Here is an 18,050-nt window from a genome sequence, read left to right as displayed (position 1 = left end):
TATTGTGATGTTTAAAATAGTTGTGTATTATACATAAAAGGTAGTTTGGCTACCTAATTAGAATATCATAAAAAGCCAAACTATAATACGTATAGGATCAAAGGAGAGTACCCTGCCATGGAGCATCTCACGCAAAAAAAGAAAGTAACCATTATGATCGCCTTAATGGCGGCTATGTTCTTCGCGGCGATCAACCAGACAATTGTCGGCACCGCAATGCCCCGGATTATTGCCATCCTGGGCGGAATTGAGCATTACACCTGGGTAATCACCATCTATATGCTGACCTCCACCATTGCCACGGTGCTGGTCGGTAAGTTATCCGACATTTACGGCCGCAAGCCCTTCCTGCTCGCCGGGATTGTTATTTTTATCATTGGGGCCTTCCTGTCGGGCTTGTCTGACAACATCTATCAGATGATCACCTACCGCGGGATACAGGGCGTCGGCGGCGGAATTCTGATGTCGGCCACCGTCACTGCCGTAGGCGACCTGTTCGCTCCGCGGGAAAGGGCGAAGTGGACGGGAATTATGATGGCCATGTTCGGCTTCTCCAGCGTAATCGGTCCTACCCTCGGCGGATTCATGGTCGATCATATGGATTGGCGCTGGATCTTCTGGATCTTCCTGCCGCTCGGGATTGTAGCGTTCATCATGATCTGGAGAATGTTCCCCAAAGGAACGCGCGCAACTTCCGAAACGATTGACTATCCGGGCTCCATCTTCCTGTCCCTCAGCATCGTCGCCCTGCTGCTCGGCTTCTCCTGGGCAGGCACCAAATATGCCTGGAGTTCACCGGAGATTCTCGGACTGTTCGCGGCAGCGATTGCCGGTGCAGTCATTCTGATTCTGATTGAGCGCAAAGCCAAGAGTCCGGTGCTGCCGCTCTCCCTGTTCAAGAATTCGATTGTCACCATCTCGATGATTATCGGCTTCCTGATGAATGCGGGCATGATGGGCGCCATGATCTATTTGCCGTTCTTCGTGCAAGGGGTCGAGGGCGTGTCCCCGACCAATTCCGGCTTCATCAACATGCCGATGTCGCTGATGATGATTGTGCTCAGCACACTGGCCGGACGCTGGATCTCCAAGTCTGGTAAATACAAGCGCTACGCCATGATCGGCATGCCGTTTATGGTCGCCGCCATGATCATGATGGCCTTCATGAACAGCATAATTATGGCTGTGGCCAGCATGATCGTGTTCGGGATCGGACTCGGACTGGCGATGCCGGTATTCACGCTGACCGTGCAGAACGCCGTGGCTCCGCAGATGCTGGGCGTAGCTACAGCTACCACAACTCTTTTCCGTAACCTTGGCGGTACTATCGGGATTGCCGTTATGGGTACCGTGATGAACACAACTCTTACGCATAAGCTGGAATCTGCAGTGGCCTCCGGCAAAGGTCCCGACCTGTCCAAGCTTGATCCGGAAGCCGCGGGGCAGCTTACAGCCTTCATGAATCCGCAGCTACTGCTAGACCAGCCTAAGCTGAAAGAGCTGCATACAACGCTGCCGGAGCAGATCCGGCCGCTCTTCAATCAATTGATTGAGATGCTGCGCGGGGCGCTAAGCGACTCCCTGACGGTAGTGTTCCTGAGCGGTACTGCGCTGCTCGTTATTGCAGCCGTGCTTGTTCTGTTCCTGAAGGAGATTCCGTTGCGTTCCAGCGAATCCAAGACAGAGGCTGCCGCAGAGGAATCCGGTGCGGGGAGCAAGCTGCGGAAGGAAACTGCGCCTGCAGGGCATTAACAGATTCACAAGTTAATCCTATAAACAACAAAGAGATGTCCCGGAACAGCTGCAGCTGCGGGACATCTCTTTTTGTATACAATGCCCAATATTACTGTTCAGAAATCATTCTGCTGGCTATTCAGCTGCTCGAAATATTCGTATACCCCGTTCAGCAGCTCGCTTAAGGTCTCACTTCGTTCTTTGCCGAGATGGTCAATCATCCCCTGGAAGGTCTCCCGGGATTTCGCCACCGCCATATCGGCAAGATGCGCACCCTTGTCCGTTAGTGTAATGTCGCTGATTCTGCGGTCCTGGCTATCCGGCGTGCGCACAGCGTAGCCTTGGGCAATCAGGCTGTTCACCATCTGCGTGACCGTGGGAGAAGTCACTTTGAGGAGCTTGCTGATATCGGAAACCGTCCGCCCCTTGTTGCCTTCCTGCTCCATACCCTTTTTGATCGAGACCAGCACGCGGATTTCACTCGGCTTCAGTCCCCAGAGCGTCGTCTTGCGCCAATTCATCCGGGCAAACTGCTGAAAAGCCTCTATTAAGTCATCAATATGTTCATATTTATCTTCGTTCATCGGTACACCCCATAAGCTTTATTAACTTAAGTATAGCCCAAAACAGCCCAAACCCTCCACTCAGGAAACGGCTCGCCCTGGTTAATCCTCTTCCAGAAAAGTCGCATTGAATTTCCGCAGCAGCTCCCCGAAGGAATCTCCCTCTTCATCCGACCAGTTTACCAGCAGCTTGCCCATTATTTCCTGCCGCATCTGCCGGTTCTCATCCAGAATTTCTCCGCCCAGCTCCGTAATCTGCAATGTATAGGCCCGTCCATCTACAGGGTCCGGTACACGGATGATATATCCCTTGTTCTCCAGTGCAGCCGCCTGCCTGCTGACGGTGGAGATATCCAGCTGGAATTCATCGGAGAGCATCTTCACTCCGGCAGTTCCGTTATTGAAAGCAATCTGATGCAGCAGCAGGTAGGCCGCCCGGTCGAGATTGCCGATTTTTTTGTACGTGGTAAGTGAGGTCAGACGGCGGACAAGAACCGCCATTTCCAGCTCTATCGTCTCTATTGAACGTTTCTCCATGCGATTCCATCCTCTTCTCTTTCTTCATTGACATCGTTCTTTCCACTTGTATAATACAAGTATATACTTTCATTATGCAACTTATTTGTGCATGAGATACTTTTCAGGGGGAACCTATATGAAAGCCCATGAGTTCATGATCCGCCAGGTCTACAAGGTCAAGCAGGAAGACACTGTACGGACTTTTATTGAGAAATGCATCACCCACCGGATCAGCGGCATGCCTGTAGTCAATGACCGGAACGAGATTGTCGCTTATCTGAGCGACGGAGATATTATGCGCTATATCGGCAGGCATGAGGATCTGATTGTGGATTCTTTTTTCCAGATCAATGTATTCGTCGGGGATAATGATGAGTTCGAAGAACGGACGCGCAAGCTGCTCAATCTGAACGTCATGGCCATCGCCAAGAAGAAAGTGGTCACTGTGCACTACGAAGAGGACATTGAACAGATCGCCACCATTCTCGGCAAAAAGCAGATCAAAAAGGTCCCCGTTGAGCGTAACCGTGTGCTGGTCGGGATCATCAGCCGCGGTGATGTGATCCGCCATTCCTTCAAGGCGCTGCTCTAGCCAGATGCTGTGTTCTGCTATGCAAGCTGCCTTACCGGACTGTTGCCGGCGCCGCGTCTATTGCGGCTCCCGGCCGCATAAGCCATAGAAGAAGATGTGAATAAGCTCCTCCAGAAACGCATCCTTATCCTCATGCCCTGCCAGGCTGCCCAGCATCTCTCCCGAGCTCTTAATATATAACTGTATGGTCAGCAGAACCGCTTTCACTGACACTTTATCCGAAATTTCTCCCCGGGCTTTGCCTTCTTCCACCATCTGTACCATCAGTGGTACAATTTGCTCTTCATATTGCCGCTGAATATATACGTACATCTCCTGATCATCAACCATAATCTCCTTGATTGACGCCGGCGGCAGGCTGGAATAGGTCTCCTTCTCCTTAAAAAGGCTATAGGCAATCAGTTCCTTGAGCGATTGCTGCCGCCTCATTTCCTCCCTGAACTCATCAATAGCCTGCTGGATAAAATCCTTGAAAGATTCGCTAATCAGCGCCTCTTTACTCCCGAAATAATTATAAATCGTTACCTGTGACACGCCGGCTTCCCGGGCAATGTCCGCAATTCTCAGCCGCTTCGGCTCCCAGGTGTTTAGCATGGAGATCGTTGTCTTCATGATTTTGTCCTTGATTAGAGCCGTCCGCTTCTCAAAACCGTTCATTTCCTTCACCCTAACTTGACGTTGTAGCCGGGCTGTTTCCCTACCCGAAAAAATAATGAAATATATGAATGAATTCATTTCATAATTATATTGACTTAGGCGTAGCCTGGGACTATTATAACATCTGAAATATCCATTCAATACTATTTCATTATTTTCTGTCGGGGGTGGCAGCATGCTGCAAGTGGAAGGTTTAACGAAACAATTTTCAAACGGCAAGGGGATTCGCGATGTCTCATTTACCGTGAATAAAGGTGAGGTATTCGGGTTCCTCGGCCCCAACGGCGCCGGCAAATCGACAACGATCCGGCATATTATGGGCTTCATGCGCCCAGACCGCGGCTCGGTAACGATCAATGGCCTCGATGCCTGGAAGGGTCAGGGCCAGGTGCAGCGCCATACCGGTTATCTGCCGGGCGAGATCAGCTTCATCGACGGCATGACCGGAGCAAGCTTCCTGCAGTTCATGGCCTCCATGCAGGGCGTGAAGGACACAGCCAAACGGGAGATGCTGATCCGGCGCCTTCAGTTTGATGCGGCCACCCCGATCCGCAAAATGTCCAAGGGCATGAAGCAGAAGGTCGGCATTGTCGCCGCCTTCATGCACAGCCCCGAAGTGATCATTCTCGATGAGCCCAGCTCCGGCCTGGACCCGCTGATGCAGAAGATCTTCACCCAGCTGGTGCTGGAGGAAAAAGCAGCCGGAACCACCTTCCTGATGTCCTCGCACAGCTTTCAGGAGATTGAACGGACCTGCGACCGCGCAGCGATTATCAAAGACGGCAGCATCGTGGCCGTGAAGAATATTCATGAGCTGCAATCCATGCAGCGCAAGCTGTTTGAAATCCTATTCGAGACCCCGGAAGATGCACAGCGGTTCGCCGCCTCCGGCCTGATAATAGATTCTATCGCAGGCAACCGGGTGAGGATTGCCGTGCAAGGCAATTATAATCCGTTCACCGCTGAGCTTGCGAAATATCCGGTCCGCAGCATGGATATCTTTACCCAGAACCTGGAGGATATCTTCATGGACTATTATGACCGGGAGGCGAAGGTGCAATGAATCTGGCCCTATATAAGGAAATGATGCGTGTCAACCTGCGGGGGATTATGAATTACGCCGGGGGTTCGGCTTTTTATATTCTGTTCATGATCTGGCTCTACCCCGGCCTGGCAGATAACACGAAGGCGCTGAACGATCTGGTGCAGGCGATGCCGGAAGGCGTAGGCAAGGCCTTCGGGCTGAATAACGGCTTCTCAAGCGCGGAGGGCTTCATCTCGGGCGAATATTACGGGCTGATTCTCGTCCTGATTCTGGCTATAGTCTGCGTACAGATGTCCACACAGCTGGTGGCCAAACTTGTGGACCGCGGCTCGATGGCCTACCTGCTGGCTACACCGACAACACGGAGCAAGGTGGCCTTCACCCAGGCGATGGTGCTGGTTACCTCCCTGTTCATCATAATGGCTGTGACCACACTATCCGGCTTCGCAGGCAAAGCCTGGTTCCTCGGCAGCGGCTACGAGTTCGGAATTGCCCGGTTCAGCCAGCTTAACCTGGTGGCTTTTCTGCTGTTCTTCGCCATCGGCGGATTCTGCTTCCTGGTCTCCTGTGCCTGCAATGACGAGAAGAAGGCGCTCGGAATCTCCGGGGCGGTCACTTTCGGGTTCTTCACCCTCGATATTCTCGGCAAAATCAGTGATAAGCTGGATGTGCTGCGCTTCTTCACCCTATTCAGCTTCTACCGTCCCGGCGAGATTGTCCAGGGAACAGCAGCCTGGGCAGAGGTCTCCATCTGGCTGCTGATGATTGGGCTGGCCTGCTTCACGATCGGCATACAGCTGTTCAGACGGCGGGATTTACCGCTATAACCGGATGGAACCCTGCAAGTCTATTCTCTCCTTGGGACAGTTGCGGCACCTTGCTTTTTGTGTCATTGTAAAAGCAGGTCTTGTCTATTCATCAGGTTTAGTATATTCATAAGGAGAGAACCGTCTTTGCTGCTTATTCATGAACTTATCGCCAATCCCAAAGCCAGGGAAATCTATTTCACTGTAAGAAAACACGGCACCGTCTCCAAACAAAGTCTGCTGGACGAAAGCGGACTGACCATAAGCACGTTAACACGCATACTGGATGAATTGCTGTCCCTGGAGCTGCTGGTTGAAGTCGGCTTCGGCGAATCTACCGGAGGCCGCCGTCCCACTCTCTATGAGACCAATCCTTCCTATGCCTATCTGCTGGGACTGGAGATCTCCCGTACCCATGCCAAGCTCGTATTGATGGACTTTCATCTGCAGCTGCTGGGCGAATATACCTGGAACATGGATACCGCCCTTACCCCGGAGCATCTGATGGAATCCTTACATAGTCAGGCACTGCAGATGCTAGCTGCAGCCTCCATTGATCTTGGCCGGGTCGCGGGACTTGGCATCGGCGCAGTCGGCCCGCTGGACCGCCAGGCCGGAGTTATCCTGAATCCGGCACGGTTCACTGCGCCGGGCTGGTCTCAGGTACATATTAAGGAGCTGCTGGAACAGCGGCTGGCTGTGCCGGTATATCTGGACAATGGAGCCAATACGGCTCTGCTGGGCGAATACTGGGCCAGCAGTAACCGGATGCAGCATCATCTGCTCTACCTCCATGCCGGAATCGGCCTGCGCTCCGCCATCATGAATGATGGACGGCTGCTCTATGGCATGATTGATACCGAGGGGGCTGTCGGACAGATGATCATCGAAGGCTCCGGGCTGCCGCCGCATATTCCCGGCGGCAACGCCGGTGCGTGGGAGAGCTATGTGTCCATCCACACCCTGGAGAGACAGGCGCGTGAAGTCTGGCGGCTGGGCAGCAGCGGGCTGCTCCGCAGCCTGGCCGAGAGTGCGGAGCAGCTGGAATTCGCCCATCTAATAGAAGCGCTCCATGCCCGTGATCCCGAGGTTGTCCGGTTGTTCCACGAGATGGCCGTCTACTGCGGCATCGGGCTGGCCAATCTGATCAATATCCTCCATCCCGAGGAAGTCATCCTCGGCGGCCCGCTATTCCTCGCGGCCGATGATTTCTATCAGGAGGCGACCCGGATCGCCCTTGAGCGGACCTATTACCGCGAGCAGTATAACGTCCGCTTCACCCGCAGCAGACTGGGTGAACGCTCGGTGGCAGCAGGCGCTTGCGCTATGGTGCTGCACCAGTTGACGAACTAGGGAACAGTGCCGGTATCACTCTACGCACCGGTAATCTCACTAATGCATCGATAGTCAACGTACTGGTTGTTCGGTGAAAATAAAGTCTTAGACTGATCCATTAATAAAAGCAGCGGCAGTCAAAGACTGATAAATAAAGTCTTTGACTGCCGCTGTTGTCGTTCGACTAACGTTTCCGGTTAGCTTAATCGTCTTATGTTTTAATTAGAGTCGCTGCTTATAGTTGTGAGGCTTGCTGAACCCCTAACGCAGTGATGTCCCCACGGGCTTAGGAGGCTGGATGTGGTCACTCGCTTCTCAGAGTGACCCGGAGCGTCAATATGGTTTTAGCCGAAGGAAGTTCTGGAAGCAGCCATTGCATTTAAGGCGTTCTCAAAATAGCTATATACTTCATCTGCAACTCCCAGAAACTCTTCAACAAGTACATTACTATCCAAGTAACAAGCATACAGATAATCAACTAAAGCGGAGTCAATCTCACAATAGTTTAATATGGCATTCTTCATCTTAATGATGTCATCTTGCCATACACCTGTATCTTCTATAACCAAAGAGTATAATGCACGAATTAATCTCTTAGAGTAACCTTTAATATATCTAGCTTTCATTGTGTTATCACTAGCATTAGAAAGTGAACTATGTATACGAGCTACTTCCTCCTTGGTCTCTGTATTTAAGTCTAAAATAAACTCTGGAGAAATAATTATCGGTGGTACTTTTTCACCAACGTCATGACCATATATGCAAACACAAATTATCTTTACCCAAAAACCCCACTCATTTGGTTTACTTAATACATCGTCAATCGAGCAAATTATCGTATCAATCTTAGTTACTACTGGATATTCTTCCAAAAGCCTGTCTTTAATATTTGACAATCTTTCGTAATCAATATCTTTGGGATTTACACATACAATAGTAAAGTCTGCATCTGACTTAAAAGGTTTAGCAGTTCCTTTTGGAATCGAGCCACACATATAAATGCTATGAATCTTATCTTTAAATTCGGTAAGTATATTATCTATATACTTATCAACAAAATCCTTATATTCACTTTGTATTACAATTTTATTTATAACTTTTTCTAATATCATATAGACTCCTCCTAAACTAAGAACTTCTTTCGGCTAACATCTTTTTGCGAACTTCGTAAATTCGTCATGACTTAAGTTATTCGCGTAATCATTCAACTATCCTGCCCGTTAGAGCTTAATGAAGTATTGACAGTCTAATACTTTATTTTCTCAGTCTAGAACTTTATTATCTTTTGACACCGGTAATCCCACTAAAGCATCGATAGTCAACGTACCGGTAATCACACTTACGCACTGATTCTTACTCTAGCACGCCGCTTATCACTCTTGCATACCGACAATCACTCCTAATGGTGCGTCAGGGTGATTCCTGGTTGGGCTTATTGACTGCGAATATTCGCAGTGAGTGCTTGGCGGGCCTTGTAGAGTGCCGATGTTCACAGAATGCTTGGCGGCTCATCAAATCAGCCTACCAGCCGGCAACGCGGACTGAGATTCCGTTATTCGGGCAGATCAGGCAGATTTGGGGAACAAGCGGACTCACATTCCGTTATGTGGGCGAATTCACCTCATTTATGGCCCGAATCTGCAAGATAAGCGATTCTCAGTCCGCTTCAGCCTCATAAAGTGGCTTTTGGGAGATATAGCGTCCTCTCAGTCCGCTTCATTGGCAGGTGTGAGTGATCAGCAATTGTTCAAGCAACAAACGGTATAATTGCCTTAACAAGGACAAAATCTATTCGATTTTTCGCATACATTGGGCCCAATTACCTTCGCGTAGCACATTGTATTCGATTTTTCGCATACATTTGCTCCGGTTACCTTCGCAGTAGCACATTGTGTTCGGTTTTTCGCATACATTTGGTCCAGTTACCTTCGCGTAGCACATTGTATTCGGTTTTTCGCATACATTTGCTCCGGTTACCTTCGCATAGCACATTGTGTTCGGTTTTTCGCATACATTTGCTCCGGTTACCTTCACAGTAGCTCATTGTGTTCGGTTTTTCGCATACATTAGGCCTGATTACCTTCGCGATAGCACATTGCTTGTGTTCGGTTTTTCGCATACATTGGACCCGGTTACCTTCGCGATAGCACATTGTGTTCGGTTTTTCGCATACATTTGCTCCGGTTACCTTCGCAGTAGCACATTGTATTCGGTTTTTCGCATACATTTGGTCTGTTTGCCTTCACGGAAGCTCATTGTGTTCGGTTTTTCGCGTACATTAGCCAACCTTTGGCCCGCTTACCAGGAGATTCAATGGGATTACGGATCTGCTCCTAATTCCAAGGGACTTATTTGTCCACAACTGACATATATCAGAATTTCCTATACAACAGGAAAGGCAGCAGCCATCCCTTAACCGGGAAGGCTGCTGCCTTTTATAGTTGTCTTTCACCTGCTGTTATACTCGCCCATTGAATCCGCTCAGGCGCTCCATCCCCTGGCTACACCCGCCCCACCTGAAGCGCTGCCGCCAGCCTGCTGCCGAAACGGCTTCCCAGCAGCTCATAGCCTTCGGCTCCCGGATGCAGGCCATCCGTGAGCAGCTCCCCATCTTCCGGGCCGAACCATTCCAGGCCATCCAGGTAATGCAGATGGCGGTCTCCCCGCTCCTGCAGCAGCTTCACTGTCTCTACGATCTGCCGCCGCATGAGCGGCAGGGTGAAGCCGAGCTTGTTCTCCTCCGTCTCCCGCTCCGTCCCGTAGATCGGAGAGATGACGGCCAGCGGCGTCTCCTTGTGCTTCTCACGGATCGTCTCCAGCATGCCGATCAGCAGCGGCTTGAACATCCGCGGGCTGGAGGCTGCTGCACCATATATATTGACTCCTACGCACAAGGTAATCAGTTCAGCCGGCAAATCCCGGATCAGCCGGCCCGCCATCGGCTCCATCAGGCAGTTGCCCGAGAAGCCGAGATTGGTCAGATGATAGCCGCACTCCCCGGCGGCAATGACCGGCCAGGTGCGCGAAGGGCTGGACGCTGCCACACACTGGGTGATGGAGCTTCCATAGGTGATCCACCTTGGCCGGTGATCCGGCAGCGGTTCAGCAGCCGCCTCATCTTCGATCCGCAAGCCGCTCAGTGTAATGCCGGTATTCTGCGGCAGATAGACTTCCAGATCCTTCATACCGGGCGGAAGCCCGGTGAATAAGGCTTCCGTGCCGCCCGCAGCAAGTCGGAGCTTCTGGAACAGCACGCCGCCAATAAGACAGTCCAGTGCGGCAGCCTCCGCAAGCGGACTGAACGACAAGGCCAGTGCCTTGGAGCCGGTGGCCAGCCGCAGCCGGATACCGGAGCAGATTTCCGCCTTGCCATCGATCCCGTCCGGCGGATACAACTCATAATCCCGGTAAGAAATACGCCAGGGCTTGATCCCCTCCTCCCGGTGCTCCAGTGAAACTGCGCCGTGAAACCATTCATCTGTCAGAGGAAGGCTCTTCAATGCCCTTCCCCTGCTTCCCCTGCTTCCCTGCTGTCCGCCGCACCGGTGCCCGGAACGAAACCCTCCCCGAGCCATACATCCTGATCCAGCAGACGCTGCTGAAGCTCAGGGATCGAGATGCTGCGGGAATCCGCGCCATCCCGGAGCGCCAGCGATGCTGCCGTTCCGCAAGCCTGGCCCATCGAGAAGCAGTTCGGCATCACCCGCAGGGAGCCCTGAACCGCCCGGTCCGAGGACACGGAGCGCCCGGCCACCCACAGATTGCGGATGCCTACGGGGAGCATGACCCTGTAAGGCACGCCGTGGGAGACGCCCGGCGGCAGATGATTGAAGGTCATATCACTCTTGCTGGTAGCCAGGTGGATATCAATGTAATAGGCATTGCGGGCAATATCATCCGGGAAGGAACGCGCCGCAATGAAGTCGTCTACGGTCAGCATGTAATCGCCCTGAATCCGCCGCGTCTCCCGGATGCCAAGCTGCTCACCGCTCGCCACCAGATGTGCCGCCCCGAAGCCCGGCACATACTTGCGGAAGAATTCCAGTTGCCGCAGCACGGTCCGGCGGCCTTCGATGGCTCCAAGCGTAAGCTCCTCGGCCTTCGTTCCGTCTACCCCGAACACATGGCCGAAGTTGACCCCGACCAGATAATCACTCACCCAGGCCAGGCCGGAAATGGACTTGCGGCCTTCCGGCAGCGCCCCTTCAGCCATAGCCTGCTCAACCGTCCGGTGCAGCTGACCCGTATCTCCCGTTTCTTCCAGGAACCGGCTGAACTCCTTGCGGTCTACATTTGCCAGCAGATAACACATGCTGCCCGGCTGAAGCTCCCCTTCCCCGCCGCCTTTCTGGAAAGGAACGCCCGACAGGGCAGCGATGTCCCCGTCACCCGTACAGTCGATAATATACCGGCAGCGGATGAAGGACCGACCCGATTTATTGACAATAATCACGCCCTCGATACTCTGTCCATCCGGGGACAGCACAACATCGTAGACAAAGGTATGGAACAGCGGCGTCACACCGCTCTCAAGAATGGCATCGTCATAGACACGCTTAAGCACCTCAGGATCAATCGGCACCCAGTCCAGCATTTCGCGGTATTCCTCCTGATAGCCGGGATCGCAGGCCTGCTTCATCCGCTCCATCAGCTTCAGGCCGAGGCCGCGGATAATCGGCTTGACCTTGTCCGTGTAGGGACAGAAGGCAGGCACAAGCGCTACAGTCCCCATGCCGCCAAAATAACCCCGCTGCTCCACGATCATGGTGCTTGCACCGCCTTCGGCAGCGGAGATGGCGGCAGCAATGCCCGCCGCCCCGCCGCCGATCACCAGCACATCTACCTCACGGGAGACCGGCACAGCTGCAGATGGTAGAGTAATCTGTCCGTAATCCATATCTCCGTAATTCATATGTTCCTGATTCATAATCGTCCTCCTTGTAAGGCCGGTTTAGTTATTCAGTCCCCTTCTCCAGACACAGCCGGAGCAGGTCATCTACATGCGCAGTCGCCAGGCATTCCACCGTATCCGCAGCACCGTAATAAATTTTGACCTCCCCGGAATCCTCCAGGATCATCCCGCCGGGAAAAATCACATCGTTGCGGAACCCGCCCGAGGTCTCATACAGCGCCTCCGGTGCCAGCATCGGCGCTGCCGCCCGGCCGATGATCCGGCCCGGATCTTCAAGATCAAGCAGCATAATCCCGGCGGTATAGCGCTTCTTCCAGCTGTCTTCCCAGCCGTTCTTGCCCCGGCTGCGGTCAAGATCCACGGCATGGAATGTCGTCAGCCAGCCCTTGTCCGTCTTAACGGGAGGGGCGCCGGGACCCACCTTGTCATTGGCATACGCCACATTCTCGACAGCCAGCAGCAGCTTGTGACTCCCCCAATACTTCAGGTCCGGGGAATCACTCATCCACATGTCAAAGCGGTCCAGTCCTCCCCGGCTGTAGACCGGCAGCGGACGCTCAAGCCTAACATATTTGCCGCCGATCTTCTCCGGGAACAGTACCATATTGCGGTTATCCGGCAGCGACAGGCTCAGCACCTCGAAGGAGCGGAAATCGTCCGTCACGGCGATCCCGCCGCGCAGGCCGTGAAGCGTATCGACCGCGAAGCACAGATAGCAGCGTTCGCCAATCACGGTCAGGCGCGGATCATACACCCGGACCACTTCCTCATCATGCCAGGACCAGCACGGCTCCGGCTGCACCTCCCAGCTTACTCCGTCGTCGCTGAAGGCGAGTCCCAGATTCGTTGTATGGTGGGGAGCGACGATCCCCTTGCTCTGATCCCCGTAGTCATTGCGGAATACCATTACATATCTGCCCTTGAATTTCGTCACTCCAGCGTTGAAGACCATGGCCGGCCCGTACGGGACATCCACAGGCTTCAGAATGGGGTTAAGCGGATGCCGGACCATCACCGGACTTGAGGTAAGTGTTCCTATCGTCAGATCGTTCATTATGGAAGATTCTCCTTTGCACATACAAGATTATAGCTACCCTTTCACCGAACCGGCCGTAACCTGAATGAATGTCTTGTTCGCCAGAATATATGCCAGCAGCATCGGCAGAATGGACAGGCAGGCCCCGGCCATCATCAGATGGATCTGCATCGCGGCCGAGGAGCCGTAGCGGAGATTCGCCAGCCCGACAGTCAGCGTCTGCAGCTTCGGATTGGTCATGGTGAATACCAGCGGCAGGATGTATTCGTTCCACGAATGGCGGAAAGCGAATAGTCCGGCAACCCCCAGTCCTGGAGTCAGCAGCGGCAGAATGATGCGGAAGAAGGTACGGATGAAGCCGGAGCCATCGACCATAGCAGCTTCATCCAGCTCACGGGGGATCGCTTTGAAGAAGCCCTGCAGCATGAAGAAGGTGCTGGAATGGGCACTGACCAGAATCAGAATGACTCCCCACAGCGTCGTATTCAGATGCAGCGCAACCATCAGATCGAACTGCGGGCGCAGCACAATCGCACCAACCGAGATGAACATCATGGACGCCTGCACCGTGACATATATCCGTTTGCCGGGGAACTCACGCCGGTCCACCACATAGGCGGCCATTGAGGCTACCAGCAGCGTCCCCACCGTAACCATTACACTCATAAAAGCACTGTTCCAGGTATAGCGGGCGAAGTTGGCCTGTTTCCAGGCTTCCGCATAGTTGGCGAATTGCAGCTTCGCCGGAAGCAGGCTGCCGCCGGTCATCATTTCTGCCCCTGTCTTCAGCGAGCCTGCCAGCGTCATCAGCAGCGGAAACAAGGTCAGGAGCGCTGTTGCCAGCAGGAACACCCACATCACCGTCCGGACCGCTATTCTTCCCGCATGGCCGCCGGGCTCTCGGGGGACGGACTGCTTCAGCCCGGCCGGCTGCTTGGATATCACATGTTCGTTCATTTGAATCAACCTCCTAATACACCTTGTTCATTTTGCGGCTGAAGAAGAAATACAGTCCGGTAACCGCTCCGACAATCACGGCGGAGGCGAAGCCCACGGCACTGCCGTAGCCCAACTGCTGCGCTACCGGCGAACCGGTGGATACAGGGAACAACAGCTTGTAGAGATAGAGATACATGACCTCGGTTTTGCCGATCGGTCCGCCTTCTGTAATGACCATGATGCTCTCATAGCCCTTCAGGGAAGCGATAATCGCCAGCATAATGACCATCTGGGCAACCGGAGCCAGCATCGGAAGCGTAATATTCCAGAAGCGTCTTCCGGCGTTCGCCCCGTCAATGGCCGCGCTCTCGTACAGATCCTGCGGAATACTCTGTAGCCCGGCGAGAAAGAGCAGCATATAGTTGCCGACCGCACCCCAGACCGCCACGATGATAACCGTCAGCATCGCATGCTTCGGACCCAGCCAGTCGACCGGCGCTGAGACCAGGTGTAGCTTCATCAGAACTGTGTTAACCATCCCGTTATAGGAATTGAAGATGTTATAAAAAACAACGGAGATCACTGCCGTACTGATCACGGTCGGCATGAAATAGATGCCCCGGAGCAGACTCACCCCGCGCAGTTTGCCATTCAAAATAACCGCCAGCAGCAGGGACAGAGGCAGGGTCAGCAGCAGCTTGCCTCCGGCAAAGACGAAGGTATTGCGGACTGACTCCCAGAACAGGCCGTCCCGCAGCAGCCGGCGGAAATTGTCCAGCCCGATGAACAGTGCCTCGCCATATCCGGCATAATCATAGAACATATAGCGCAGCATCCAGAACAGCGGATAGATGCCAAGAGTAATCGTCAGAATAATGCTTGGCGCAAGGAACAGGGAGTTCTCCCCAAGCCTTCTCCATTTGTAAATCATATGTGGTCCTCCTTCGGGGAAAGCAAAGGGGCTGCGCCGGGAATCCCGTACAAGCCCCTTCCTAACCTGTTATTCTCCCTGCGGTTTCAGCGGATCAAAGGCAGGGTCCGGCGTAACGGTAACCTCGCCCTTCTCTACCGCTTTGGTCAAGGCGGCATTGTATCTTGTGTTCAAATCTTCAGTAATGGCCTTGGCGTCTCCGCCTGCAAGGATATATTTGAAGAAAGCATCCGCATAGGTAGAGCCCTCAGGAGTAACACTTGGCACTGCAGGCCAGAGCGAGTCATGCTCGCCGACCAGGAACCCTTCCATGCCGTTAATTTCGGGATTGTTGGCCTGTTCTACAATGGTTGGCACTACGGCAATCCCGAAGCCCTTCTCATGATACGTCTTCAGAATATCGTCACCGTACATGTATTGCATGAATTTCCAGGCCGCCTCCTGATGCGCTGATTTGGCACTGATGCCGAGCCAGGTACCGGCGGATACGATTTCAGAGGTTCCTTTAATCTGTCCCTCCAGTGTTGGAGCCAGGGCACCTGCCCAGTTGATTTCAGTCGGGAACTGGTCCTGATACACCCCCGGCTCTGTCGAGAAGGAGAGGTACATCCCGATTTTGCCTGCCGCAAACTGGGCGCGCAGCGGGTCGATGTCCAGTGTCTCTGCACCTGGCAGAATGCTGCCGTCTTCATACATCTGCTTGAAGTACTCGATGGTCTGCGAGTAAGGTGCGAAATCAAACTGCCCTGTCTTCAGGTCAAAGCCGAGTCCCTGATAGCCGCTCAAGGACAGAATCTCCCGGATCGAACGGTCAAAAGCCGACTTCGGACTTTTGAAGTTCAGCGCGAAGCCATACACACCCTCTCCTTTGCCCTGCTCGGTAATTTTCTTGGCATCATCGACCATTTCCTGCAGCGATACCGGGGGATTCGCAATCCCCGCTTTGGCAAAGAGGTCCTTGTTGTAGATCAGGCGCAGGGTAAGGCCGGTATTAGCTAATGAGTACACCTTGCCGTCAAAACGGTTAACATTATCGATGATTACGCTGCCAAATTTCGTTTTGATGTCATCGGTAAGATAACCGTCAATCGGTGCCAGATATCCTTTTTTGACAAATTCGGCTGTATTGCCGCTCTTCAGGCGGAGCAGATCCGGTGCCTGATTGCTGGTAAAAGCGATATCGACGCTCTGCGCGTAGTTCTCGGACATCACCGTCAGCTCCACCTGGATATTCTCGCCGTTCGTCTCATTGAACTTGTTGATCAGCTCTTTGATATATTCCTGGTCATGACGGTCGTCCGTCCAGTATTTAAGCTGTACAGGCTCGCTTGCGGCAGTATTGCTGCCAGCAGCAGCCGTTGCTGCGGGAACTGCCGTACCCGCTTCAGGTGCTTCAGTTGCCGAACCCTTGTTGCTGTTCCCGCCGCCGCAGCCTGCGATTCCTGCCGCCAGCATAAGGCTCAAGCTGAGACCCAACCATTTTTTCTGCATACGTTCTACCCCTTTGATTAACATTTGTATTGTGAGCTCGTTCTCATTATAAGCCCCCTCCCCCGCAAAAGGAGTGCGGCAGTCTCACTCTCTAGGGACAGAAATCCATGGTTCTTAGCTGCTGAAGCTTCCTTATCCGGTCAGGTTCCCGTTCTCATCGTATTTCCGGATATACGCCAGCAATTCTGCAAAATTAACCCACGATATCCCCGCCTTCTGATCTGCCGCGCCATAAGACATGATTAATTCTTCGCCCAAGACAATGCCTCCGGTCGTAAACAGGCAAGGTGTCGGGTAATCCTCCGGCATTTCCCAATCCCGCTCGGCATACATCAGACGGTCGGAGCACCGGTGAATAACAGCCGGGAAATCATTATCCTGCTCCCTGAGGATCATGAAGGATTGCGTGTACCCGAACTGTACATTTTTCTTCGCGTGATAGGGTACCAGCCACTCTCTATTCCCCAAGGCTATCGGCGGCCAGCTTGCACCCACCCGGTTCTCCTCCCAGTCAAAGACCGGATAAGCCAGCAGCCGATGGGCCGCTTTGGGCGAGGCAAAAGCCGCTACGGCTTCCGCTGCCGCCAAATAAATCGAGGGCTTACCCGCCTTCTCTCCCCCTTCAAAGGGAAGGACATTCATCGGCCGGTGCAGCATCAGATATTGCATTTTACCGGCGATCCTCATTTTCCGGGGAAATAAGAACACATCACGGTTATCGCTGACATGTCCCTCGGTGAGCGGACCCACATACTGAAAAGCGCTTTCATATTCACCCTGCTTCAGCTTATCCAGATTAAGCTTGTAGAGCACACTCACGGTGTCATTGGCCCGGGCCGATTGAATGAACGGGTCTGCCTCATCTCCAGTAAAAATCCAATCGGGAACATATTCAAACCGCGTCTGCACCGGAGGCTGCTGGCTGCTGAGCCAATAGGGGCCAGGGGGAAACGGCCGGCAGGCCACCGTGACGTATAACTCCTCTTCGACATAAAAGATACGCGGGTCCTCCACACAGCCGTTGGCATAATTCCGCACTTCATTTCCGTAAATATCCGTGATGTACAGCTCGTGCTCCTCATACCCCAGTGCGGGCGCCAGAGCGGGTCTAGAGAAGTCTGCCTCCCAGGTTTCTCCCGCATCCCTGCTGCACGCATAACCCAGAAAAATCGGATACGGATCATGACAGCCCTCTCTTCTTTTGTGCGTCCATGGTCCGGTGGCCCGGAATAGCATATGGATTTCATCAGAATCAGGGTCCTTAATAATCGCCGGATTCAACACCATTTTATCCGCCCAGTCACAGCCTGATACAGGCTCAAGCGCCGGTTTGTCCAAATAGCGGAATTTCGGTTTCTTCGGTTTCATAGTTTCATAGTTCCTCCTGTTATACATCATAGGATAAGGGCGTTCCCCGTTTTTCAGGAATCACCTTATCATACGGAACCCCTGATTTCAAAAGGCTTTTTCCATAAAATCAGCCGCTTGAA

The 18,050-nt window shown here is 53.1% G+C and carries 16 protein-coding genes; 5 read left to right on the top strand and 11 right to left on the bottom strand.

The window, feature by feature from the left end:
* Positions 1–117: 117 nt before the first annotated feature.
* On the top strand, positions 118–1,752 hold the full coding sequence (locus GC101_RS20700) for an MDR family MFS transporter (protein ID WP_171718792.1): 1,635 nt from the start codon (positions 118–120) through the stop codon (positions 1,750–1,752).
* Between the two features lie 98 nt (positions 1,753–1,850).
* On the opposite strand, the gene GC101_RS20695 is transcribed toward GC101_RS20700, so the two are convergent.
* A complete protein-coding gene (locus GC101_RS20695; RefSeq protein ID WP_042134894.1) occupies positions 1,851–2,318 on the bottom strand; it encodes a MarR family winged helix-turn-helix transcriptional regulator in 468 nt (155 codons plus the stop codon).
* 81 nt (positions 2,319–2,399) lie between these two features.
* On the bottom strand, positions 2,400–2,834 hold the full coding sequence (locus tag GC101_RS20690) for a MarR family winged helix-turn-helix transcriptional regulator (RefSeq protein WP_171718791.1): 435 nt from the start codon (positions 2,832–2,834) through the stop codon (positions 2,400–2,402).
* Between the two features lie 118 nt (positions 2,835–2,952).
* Between GC101_RS20690 and GC101_RS20685 the strand changes: the two genes are divergently transcribed.
* Positions 2,953–3,408 (top strand): CBS domain-containing protein, encoded by a 456-nt coding sequence (locus GC101_RS20685; protein WP_039309990.1) that lies wholly within the window; start codon positions 2,953–2,955, stop codon positions 3,406–3,408.
* Positions 3,409–3,465: 57 nt separating this feature from the next.
* Here GC101_RS20685 and GC101_RS20680 read toward each other — a convergent pair whose 3' ends face one another.
* Positions 3,466–4,065 (bottom strand): TetR/AcrR family transcriptional regulator, encoded by a 600-nt coding sequence (locus GC101_RS20680; protein ID WP_076242560.1) that lies wholly within the window; start codon positions 4,063–4,065, stop codon positions 3,466–3,468.
* A gap of 175 nt (positions 4,066–4,240) precedes the next feature.
* Between GC101_RS20680 and GC101_RS20675 the strand changes: the two genes are divergently transcribed.
* From GC101_RS20675 to GC101_RS20665, 3 genes are all read left to right on the top strand, one after another.
* Positions 4,241–5,128 (top strand): ABC transporter ATP-binding protein, encoded by an 888-nt coding sequence (locus GC101_RS20675; RefSeq protein ID WP_171718790.1) that lies wholly within the window; start codon positions 4,241–4,243, stop codon positions 5,126–5,128.
* On the top strand, positions 5,125–5,937 hold the full coding sequence (locus GC101_RS20670; RefSeq protein ID WP_171718789.1) for an ABC transporter permease subunit: 813 nt from the start codon (positions 5,125–5,127) through the stop codon (positions 5,935–5,937). The genes GC101_RS20675 and GC101_RS20670 overlap by 4 nt, the downstream gene beginning before the upstream one ends.
* Positions 5,938–6,063: 126 nt before the next feature.
* Positions 6,064–7,269, top strand: coding sequence for an ROK family protein (locus GC101_RS20665; RefSeq protein WP_171718788.1), 1,206 nt, complete (start codon positions 6,064–6,066; stop codon positions 7,267–7,269).
* A gap of 326 nt (positions 7,270–7,595) precedes the next feature.
* On the opposite strand, the gene GC101_RS20660 is transcribed toward GC101_RS20665, so the two are convergent.
* From GC101_RS20660 to GC101_RS20625, 8 genes are all read right to left on the bottom strand, one after another.
* Positions 7,596–8,363 carry a nucleotidyltransferase domain-containing protein gene (locus GC101_RS20660; RefSeq protein ID WP_171718787.1) on the bottom strand — a complete coding sequence of 256 codons (768 nt, stop codon included), beginning with the start codon at positions 8,361–8,363 and terminating at the stop codon, positions 7,596–7,598.
* Positions 8,364–9,752: 1,389 nt separating this feature from the next.
* Entirely contained in the window at positions 9,753–10,751 is a 999-nt protein-coding gene (locus tag GC101_RS20655; RefSeq protein WP_171718786.1) for an SGNH/GDSL hydrolase family protein, read from the bottom strand.
* Positions 10,748–12,178 carry an FAD-dependent oxidoreductase gene (locus GC101_RS20650; protein ID WP_425497153.1) on the bottom strand — a complete coding sequence of 477 codons (1,431 nt, stop codon included), beginning with the start codon at positions 12,176–12,178 and terminating at the stop codon, positions 10,748–10,750. The genes GC101_RS20655 and GC101_RS20650 overlap by 4 nt, the downstream gene beginning before the upstream one ends.
* A gap of 28 nt (positions 12,179–12,206) precedes the next feature.
* On the bottom strand, positions 12,207–13,217 hold the full coding sequence (locus tag GC101_RS20645) for a glycoside hydrolase family 130 protein (RefSeq protein ID WP_171718785.1): 1,011 nt from the start codon (positions 13,215–13,217) through the stop codon (positions 12,207–12,209).
* Between the two features lie 36 nt (positions 13,218–13,253).
* Complete coding sequence (locus GC101_RS20640; protein WP_171718784.1) at positions 13,254–14,156, bottom strand: carbohydrate ABC transporter permease; 903 nt, start codon at positions 14,154–14,156, stop codon at positions 13,254–13,256.
* A 13-nt stretch (positions 14,157–14,169) separates the two neighbouring features.
* Positions 14,170–15,069 (bottom strand): carbohydrate ABC transporter permease, encoded by a 900-nt coding sequence (locus GC101_RS20635; RefSeq protein WP_171718783.1) that lies wholly within the window; start codon positions 15,067–15,069, stop codon positions 14,170–14,172.
* Positions 15,070–15,138: 69 nt separating this feature from the next.
* Positions 15,139–16,560: an ABC transporter substrate-binding protein gene (locus GC101_RS20630; RefSeq protein ID WP_171718782.1), complete on the bottom strand. Its 1,422-nt coding sequence runs from the start codon at positions 16,558–16,560 to the stop codon at positions 15,139–15,141.
* A gap of 132 nt (positions 16,561–16,692) precedes the next feature.
* Entirely contained in the window at positions 16,693–17,928 is a 1,236-nt protein-coding gene (locus GC101_RS20625; protein WP_171718781.1) for a glycoside hydrolase family 130 protein, read from the bottom strand.
* Positions 17,929–18,050: the final 122 nt, after the last annotated feature.

Origin of the sequence: Paenibacillus phytohabitans (genome assembly GCF_013141775.1) — a bacterium.
GTDB lineage: Bacteria > Bacillota > Bacilli > Paenibacillales > Paenibacillaceae > Paenibacillus_AQ > Paenibacillus_AQ phytohabitans.
Note: the sequence above shows the minus strand (reverse complement) of the source record. Positions and strands in the feature narration are given on the sequence as shown.

Coding starts and splice junctions, on each gene's coding strand:
- GC101_RS20670 (WP_171718789.1), top strand. CDS start 5,125: ATGAATCTGGCCCTATATAAGGAAATGATGCGTGTCAACCTGCGGGGG.
- GC101_RS20690 (WP_171718791.1), bottom strand. CDS start 2,834: ATGGAGAAACGTTCAATAGAGACGATAGAGCTGGAAATGGCGGTTCTT.
- GC101_RS20650 (WP_425497153.1), bottom strand. CDS start 12,178: ATGAATCAGGAACATATGAATTACGGAGATATGGATTACGGACAGATT.
- GC101_RS20695 (WP_042134894.1), bottom strand. CDS start 2,318: ATGAACGAAGATAAATATGAACATATTGATGACTTAATAGAGGCTTTT.
- GC101_RS20640 (WP_171718784.1), bottom strand. CDS start 14,156: ATGAACGAACATGTGATATCCAAGCAGCCGGCCGGGCTGAAGCAGTCC.
- GC101_RS20645 (WP_171718785.1), bottom strand. CDS start 13,217: ATGAACGATCTGACGATAGGAACACTTACCTCAAGTCCGGTGATGGTC.
- GC101_RS20675 (WP_171718790.1), top strand. CDS start 4,241: ATGCTGCAAGTGGAAGGTTTAACGAAACAATTTTCAAACGGCAAGGGG.
- GC101_RS20625 (WP_171718781.1), bottom strand. CDS start 17,928: ATGAAACCGAAGAAACCGAAATTCCGCTATTTGGACAAACCGGCGCTT.
- GC101_RS20635 (WP_171718783.1), bottom strand. CDS start 15,069: ATGATTTACAAATGGAGAAGGCTTGGGGAGAACTCCCTGTTCCTTGCG.
- GC101_RS20660 (WP_171718787.1), bottom strand. CDS start 8,363: ATGATATTAGAAAAAGTTATAAATAAAATTGTAATACAAAGTGAATAT.
- GC101_RS20630 (WP_171718782.1), bottom strand. CDS start 16,560: ATGCAGAAAAAATGGTTGGGTCTCAGCTTGAGCCTTATGCTGGCGGCA.
- GC101_RS20685 (WP_039309990.1), top strand. CDS start 2,953: ATGAAAGCCCATGAGTTCATGATCCGCCAGGTCTACAAGGTCAAGCAG.
- GC101_RS20680 (WP_076242560.1), bottom strand. CDS start 4,065: ATGAACGGTTTTGAGAAGCGGACGGCTCTAATCAAGGACAAAATCATG.
- GC101_RS20700 (WP_171718792.1), top strand. CDS start 118: ATGGAGCATCTCACGCAAAAAAAGAAAGTAACCATTATGATCGCCTTA.